At 37.5% G+C, this 5,913-nt stretch carries 10 protein-coding genes and 1 pseudogene; 8 read left to right on the forward strand and 3 right to left on the reverse strand.

What is annotated here, in order from left to right; genetic code table 11:
- The 3 genes and pseudogenes from ABD915_RS08690 to ABD915_RS08700 form a co-directional block, all read right to left on the reverse strand.
- Positions 1 to 221, reverse strand: a pseudogene (locus ABD915_RS08690) (hypothetical protein); the annotation flags it as partial.
- A gap of 76 nt (positions 222 to 297) precedes the next feature.
- Positions 298 to 741, reverse strand: coding sequence for a hypothetical protein (locus ABD915_RS08695; RefSeq protein WP_345117426.1), 444 nt, complete (start codon positions 739 to 741; stop codon positions 298 to 300).
- A 16-nt stretch (positions 742 to 757) separates the two neighbouring features.
- A complete protein-coding gene (locus ABD915_RS08700) occupies positions 758 to 1,033 on the reverse strand; it encodes a helix-turn-helix domain-containing protein (RefSeq protein ID WP_345117428.1) in 276 nt (91 codons plus the stop codon).
- Between the two features lie 93 nt (positions 1,034 to 1,126).
- On the opposite strand from ABD915_RS08700, the gene ABD915_RS08705 reads away from it, so the two are divergent.
- From ABD915_RS08705 to ABD915_RS08740, 8 genes are all read left to right on the forward strand, one after another.
- Positions 1,127 to 1,780: a LexA family protein gene (locus ABD915_RS08705; protein WP_345117430.1), complete on the forward strand. Its 654-nt coding sequence runs from the start codon at positions 1,127 to 1,129 to the stop codon at positions 1,778 to 1,780.
- A gap of 19 nt (positions 1,781 to 1,799) precedes the next feature.
- Complete coding sequence (locus tag ABD915_RS08710) at positions 1,800 to 2,855, forward strand: type I restriction endonuclease (RefSeq protein ID WP_144755027.1); 1,056 nt, start codon at positions 1,800 to 1,802, stop codon at positions 2,853 to 2,855.
- A gap of 407 nt (positions 2,856 to 3,262) precedes the next feature.
- Positions 3,263 to 3,637, forward strand: a complete 375-nt coding sequence (locus ABD915_RS08715) for a hypothetical protein (protein ID WP_345117433.1) — start codon at positions 3,263 to 3,265, stop codon at positions 3,635 to 3,637.
- Positions 3,638 to 3,703: 66 nt separating this feature from the next.
- Positions 3,704 to 4,057, forward strand: coding sequence for an antA/AntB antirepressor family protein (locus tag ABD915_RS08720; protein ID WP_345117435.1), 354 nt, complete (start codon positions 3,704 to 3,706; stop codon positions 4,055 to 4,057).
- A 72-nt stretch (positions 4,058 to 4,129) separates the two neighbouring features.
- Positions 4,130 to 4,858, forward strand: coding sequence for a Rha family transcriptional regulator (locus tag ABD915_RS08725; protein ID WP_345117437.1), 729 nt, complete (start codon positions 4,130 to 4,132; stop codon positions 4,856 to 4,858).
- A gap of 12 nt (positions 4,859 to 4,870) precedes the next feature.
- Positions 4,871 to 5,308, forward strand: coding sequence for a hypothetical protein (locus ABD915_RS08730; protein WP_345117439.1), 438 nt, complete (start codon positions 4,871 to 4,873; stop codon positions 5,306 to 5,308).
- A complete protein-coding gene (locus ABD915_RS08735) occupies positions 5,305 to 5,598 on the forward strand; it encodes a hypothetical protein (protein ID WP_345117443.1) in 294 nt (97 codons plus the stop codon). Before ABD915_RS08730 ends, ABD915_RS08735 begins: the two co-directional genes overlap by 4 nt.
- 71 nt (positions 5,599 to 5,669) lie before the next feature.
- On the forward strand, positions 5,670 to 5,913 hold a 244-nt coding region (locus ABD915_RS08740; RefSeq protein WP_345117441.1), incomplete at its 3' end, for a recombinase RecT.

Genomic DNA, 5,913 nt, shown 5'->3' on the forward strand with positions numbered 1-5,913 from the left:
CGGCGTACTTCTTCAAAATACACGGCGTCAATGCTGCCTACGGTCTTCTTTATTTCTGATAGACATCTCTTAAAGCGTAAATAATGCATTTCACCGACTTCAAAATATCGGGGGTGAAAATTCATGATACCACTGATGATGTGACCATCAGCACCACAAATAGCCCAGCCAGTCTTGCTACCTAGATCAAGACAGAGAATGGTTTGTGCGTTAGTGATCATTATCCCCCCTTAAGGCTCTACGTATTTATATGTGCGCTATGACAGAGCGCGTAGTTATAAGTTTTAAAAAATTGGATTAACTCAGATTCAGACACATACTGCATGCATCATCTATTAATTCGATTTCTTCTTTTCTTTTTTCGATGAGTTTATCCCCTAAGAGATCAAGCTTACGTTTGACTAAGACTGTAAACAAGATCAGCTCATTTAAGCGATAAAAAGATAACAACTCTTGAGAAAAATAATTATCAAACCAAGTTGTGAAAGCTTGCGTAAACGCAGATGAAAACCATTGATTAAAATCATTGTACGGCAATAATGGAAAATAATTTCTATCATCACGCGCAAAGATACTATACAGCATATAGACAAAATAACCTGTTGATGAGGGATCTATTCTTGTTTCAAAAGATGCATCTTGAGGCGAACGGACACCATAATATATGGTTGCCTCTCCAATATTATTAACAAGATCAATCAACTGGACTTTGCTTATGGAGATTTGTGGGACATCTATCATCTCTGATCTTTCTTCTTTAAGAGTGTGAATTATGCTGTGGGTGTTTGTTATCAGCTGTAGTAAGTGGCACGCCCACCTCTTCAAGAGAGGGGCGTGGGTATAAATCGACATACCAGTCAACGGGACGAACAATACCATTGGTTGTCTTTTCAATCTTTAAGACAATTTCAGGCTCAGGAAACCGCAAGCCGCGTAAATACCTGTTAATCGTACTCTGTGCTACGCCAACTTGCTTCCCAAATTCGGCTTGAGATAGTTTATTTCGTGTAAGATATGATTTCAATTTTTCCATAACTCAAACAAATACCATAAAAGACTTTTTAGTCAATAAAAAAATACCTTTATGGACTTTGTTAAATAAGCAGTCTTGGTGTAGGTTTAGAGCATGCATATAATTAAAAAATTGAGGAAAGATTTGGGACTCACACAGGTGAAATTGGCTGAAAAAGCTGGTACTACGCAACCTCAAATAAAACGGCTTGAAAAAGGTGAGCGAAAATTAACCAAAGAGTGGGCGGAAAAGTTAGCACCACATCTTGGTGTAAAGCCGTTTAATCTTCTTTTCCCAGAAAACGAGGAAATACATCCCATATCTAATGCTATTGGAATGATACCGGTGATAGGAAAAGTTGCTGCTAGCTCGTGGATGTCGGTCGAAGATATGGATTTTGGATTTGATGACATAGAATATGTACCCAGCACCTCGAAATACCCAGCTCACTTTCAATTTGCTTTAAAAATCCAGGGCAACTGCCTTAACAAAATTGCTCGTGATGGTGATCAACTTATTTGCGTAGACATAATAAAAGCCAGCATTAATGTGGAACCTAACGATCTCGTGATAGTTGAACGCAGCCGATTCAATGGTCAAATGATTGAGCGTACAGCTAAACGTATACGTCAAACTATTAGTGGATTTGAACTATGGCCTGAAAGTACTGAACCCAATCATCAAGAACCTATCAAAATAAATGGGGCAACTGATGGAGAGGAGATTCGTATAGTTGGGAAAGTTCTTTGGATTTTAAGAAAACCCTGAAAACAAAGGAGAAGCGGGAATGGGGACAGTAGACGAGAGCTTAAAAATAATAGCTGATAAAGTCAAAAATCATTCAGATACTATGTTAACTGAAGAAGCGGTCAAAACAGCGGTCGTTTTACCGTTTCTGCGCGCACTTGGGTATGATATTTTCGATCCACTTGAAGTCATTCCCGAGTTTACTGCTGATGCCGTTGGTAAAAAAGGTGAAAAAGTTGACTATGCTATCCGTATAGACGGTGAGATACGTATTCTTTTTGAGTGCAAACCGATATCTTGCGAATTGAGTTCAAAGCATTTAAGTCAATTATATCGATACTTTAGTGTAACGAATGCTAAATTCGCGATTTTGACAAATGGTCGATTTTTTCATTTTTACACAGATCTTGATGCTGCAAACAAGCTCGATAATAGGCCATTCCTTACTTTTGATGTAATAGAATACAATACTGTGGTACTTACAGAGCTTAAAAAGTTTGAACGCTCAGCATTTAATATTGAAAATATATTGGTGACAGCCGAGCAGCTCAAATATGTATCTGGAATAAAACAAAACATCCAAAAAGAAATAGAAAATCCGTCCGAAGGTTTTGTTCGTGTTGCTTGTGCGGATGTTTATGAAGGGCGCCTGACTGCTAATGTCTTAGAAATGCTCACAGGTGTTACTAAAAATGCGTTTCGCGAAGTAATATCTGATGCGGTAAAAAGTCGGCTTTCTAGCGCTTTACAAACAACAACTGAAACCGACAAGCAAGATAATATTGCTACATCTATTGGTAATGAACATGCCATAATAACGACCGAAGAGGAAGTTGAAGGCTTCATGATTGTCAAGGCAATTGCGCGCGAAGTTATTTCTGCCGACCGTATTGTTATCAGAGATGCAAAGTCGTACTGTGCTATTTTAATTGACAATAATAACAGAAAGCCGTTGGTTCGACTGCACTTTAACAGAAAACATAAGCAACTAGCCCTTTTCGATACTGATATTGATGAAAAAGTCGGTATTGAAACGCTAGATAATATTTATGATTTTGCAGACAGAATAAGAGAAACAGCAAAAAAATATTTATAAGATATTCTAACAACCTATGTATGCCCCGCTGAAGCGGGGTTTTTTTGTTCGTCCGCAGTTTTTATAAAAAACTACGGCGTTATCTACCCATCGATTGGCTCTGTCTGCATACTGCCCCAATTTTTCCTGCATATAAATTTCAAATACAGCTAACTGATTTATTTTTTACGGGATACTAGAAAGTATCATGCCTCTACACTAAACGCTACAATACTCAAACCGATTCGTAATAAATATTAAAGTTCATTTATAAAAAAACCACTTTAGCATAAAATGGCTTGACCATAATAATCCTTTACGGTATACTCCTCTATAACAACATATCACGAAGAAGCAAAAGCCGATCTGGTGTAGATTAAATTACATTAACACAAACAATTGCCAAGAGGCGTTGGGGAGGGGAAATTATGGAAAAGCCAATTCTTATTAATTCCAATGAAATTTTATTAGTTGTCTATGATGATGTTCAACACATCGCAGAGTCAGGACCTCTTGATGCAAGCCAAGTTCAAGAAATTATTGATGAGGCAGATGATGCAATACAAATCCTTCGCGTAAATCCTTCTGAAAAGAGTTGTGAAGACATTTCTGAAGAGATCGCAGAAGCATATGTAGAAGACAATATCGAACGTCTCGATGAGGAGAGTGAAGTTCATTACTTTATACGCGAAAGTGATGTCTACAATAGACTTTTAGATGATTTAGCAAAGCAAAAATATGAAGATGAAGTTTACGGTACTTATGAAGAGCTGAACCGTTTGCGTCTTAGTGATGTCATTTAAACTCTAAAGGCGCGTTTTAAAGCGCCCCCTTTTCCCCATCAATTCCCTATCAATATGAGGTCCGTAATGGAAAAGCTTATTGCTATTCAAAGTACTACAATAAGACAACGAACTGTCCAAACCGTTAGTGCTCGTGATTTACATACCTTTTTAGAAGTAAAAACCGAGTTTAGAAAATGGATAGCAAACTGTATTAAAGAACTTAGCTTTAGAGAAGATGTCGACTTTGTACTTTCTACTAAAAAATTATCAAACTCCTCACGTGGAAATCCTTTAAAAGATTATGCTCTCACTTTAGACACAGCAAAACACATTGCCATTTGTGAACCTGGTCTCAAAGGTAAACAAGTGCGTGAATATTTTCTGAAATGCGAAAAAAAGCAAATTCAAAAATCGATTATTCAAATCCTGAAACATTAGAAGATTTCTTAAGACATCTAAGACAGCAAATTAAGCACAATGACAATGTTGTCACAACGAACGGAGTGAAGCATGCATAATTTTATCACAACATCTGAAAGAAATTTTCAAAACACAACAGTTCAAACGATGTCTAGTCGTGAAATTGCAGAGTTATGCGGTAAGCAACATGCGCATATTATGCGTGATATTCGGCAAATGTTAGGAGAATTATATCCTGAAGGGGGTCAATCCAAATTTGGATCCACCTATTTAGATAAACAGGGTAAGCCCCAAAACTGTTACAACCTTCCTAAACGTGAATGCCTCATTTTAGTTTCTGGTTACAGCATGACATTACGTGCTAGGATTATAGACCGTTGGCAAGAATTGGAAAAGCAAGCAGTAACACCACAAATCGACTATTCAAGTCCTCAAGTTATGCTTGGTGTTTTAACGTATCTCAAAAATGAAAATGAACAAAAAGATAACATTATTGCAAATTTAAAACCAAAGGCAATGGCTCTTGAAAGCTTACAACGTCATAATGGACTCTTCGGTCTTACAGAAACCGCTAAAATACTCGAGATGCAACCAAAACAGTTCATTCTCTTCTTACAAGAAAAAGGTTGGGTTTACAAACGAGCAGCAGGTGGAAATTTGCTTCCTTATCAAGACAAAATCCAAAAGAAACTTATGGATTGTCCAACCATCACACTTCAAACCGCAAGTGGAATAGAAAAGGTCATTCCTTGCGCAAAAATCACAACAAAAGGAATTGGTGTGCTGTCTCAAGAGCTTAAAAGACAAAGCATGCATTAAGAGGAGGTTATTATGATAAAAAAGAAATACGAACTTACTGATGAAACAATCGAAATTAGGGGTAAAACTCTCCACCGCATCCGTGCACTGAGAGACTTTTCTGATGTCGAGAAAGGTGACCTAGGCGGTTATATAGAGCGTGAAGGCAATTTATCTCATGAGGACTCCTGTTGGGTTTATTATAATGCCAAGGTTTATGGTAATGCGCTATCATTTTTCATAATGCCAAGATATTTGATGGCGCCTGTATTAGTGAAAATGCTTCAGTTTATTCTGATGCACAAGTTTACAGTGGTGCTGTTGTTTTCGGTAATGCACAAGTTTATGGTAAGGCACATGTTTTTGGTAATGCTGTTGTTCGCGACAAATCTCATGTTTACGGTGATGCAGAAGTTTACAATGACGCACGCATTTATGGTGACGCAGCAGTTTTTGGGAATGCACGAATAAAGAATAGTGCCAAGGTTTACGACAATGCTCGTGTATATGGGAACGCAATAATTTGTGGTCCTGCTCTCATTTATAACAATGCTAAAGTTTATGGTGATGTCATTATATCATGCTCCAATTTCACGTATGAGAATGATATTAATTATGGAAATGTTGAGATTTTTGGAGAGGCAAAAGTTTATGATAATGCTCGCATTTATGACGCAGTCAAGATTTTTAGAAATGCCGAAATTCGTGGATTAGCTAATATTCGCGGAAACACGAGAATTCCTCAAGACATAAAAATTTAACAACCAACCAGCCTTTTAACACAAACGTGATTCACGCCACGGGTGAATTGCGCGCAACGTAGGAAATCAAGATGACAAATTCTCCTTTAACAACCATGGCAAGCAAATATGGGTTTTCTCATGATGAATTTCGAAAGACAATTGTCAAAACTTGTATCAATCATAACTTTTCTGATGAAGAATTCGCAGCCTTTCTCTCTGTTGCTAGCACTTATGGTCTCAACCCTCTAACTAAAGAAATCTACGCTCTTCCTAAAAGAGGCGGCGGCATTATCCCTGTTGTCTCTATTGATGGGTGGATTAAGATCATTAAGT

It is taken from the genome of Bartonella jaculi (genome assembly GCF_039543045.1).
In the GTDB taxonomy this organism is placed as follows: domain Bacteria; phylum Pseudomonadota; class Alphaproteobacteria; order Rhizobiales; family Rhizobiaceae; genus Bartonella; species Bartonella jaculi.

What these genes read in the sequence shown, in the direction of transcription:
- ABD915_RS08695 (WP_345117426.1), bottom strand. Translation starts at nt 741, where the DNA reads ATGATAGATGTCCCACAAATCTCCATAAGCAAAGTCCAGTTGATTGAT.
- ABD915_RS08700 (WP_345117428.1), bottom strand. Translation starts at nt 1,033, where the DNA reads ATGGAAAAATTGAAATCATATCTTACACGAAATAAACTATCTCAAGCC.
- ABD915_RS08705 (WP_345117430.1), top strand. Translation starts at nt 1,127, where the DNA reads ATGCATATAATTAAAAAATTGAGGAAAGATTTGGGACTCACACAGGTG.
- ABD915_RS08710 (WP_144755027.1), top strand. Translation starts at nt 1,800, where the DNA reads ATGGGGACAGTAGACGAGAGCTTAAAAATAATAGCTGATAAAGTCAAA.
- ABD915_RS08715 (WP_345117433.1), top strand. Translation starts at nt 3,263, where the DNA reads ATGGAAAAGCCAATTCTTATTAATTCCAATGAAATTTTATTAGTTGTC.
- ABD915_RS08720 (WP_345117435.1), top strand. Translation starts at nt 3,704, where the DNA reads ATGGAAAAGCTTATTGCTATTCAAAGTACTACAATAAGACAACGAACT.
- ABD915_RS08725 (WP_345117437.1), top strand. Translation starts at nt 4,130, where the DNA reads ATGCATAATTTTATCACAACATCTGAAAGAAATTTTCAAAACACAACA.
- ABD915_RS08730 (WP_345117439.1), top strand. Translation starts at nt 4,871, where the DNA reads ATGATAAAAAAGAAATACGAACTTACTGATGAAACAATCGAAATTAGG.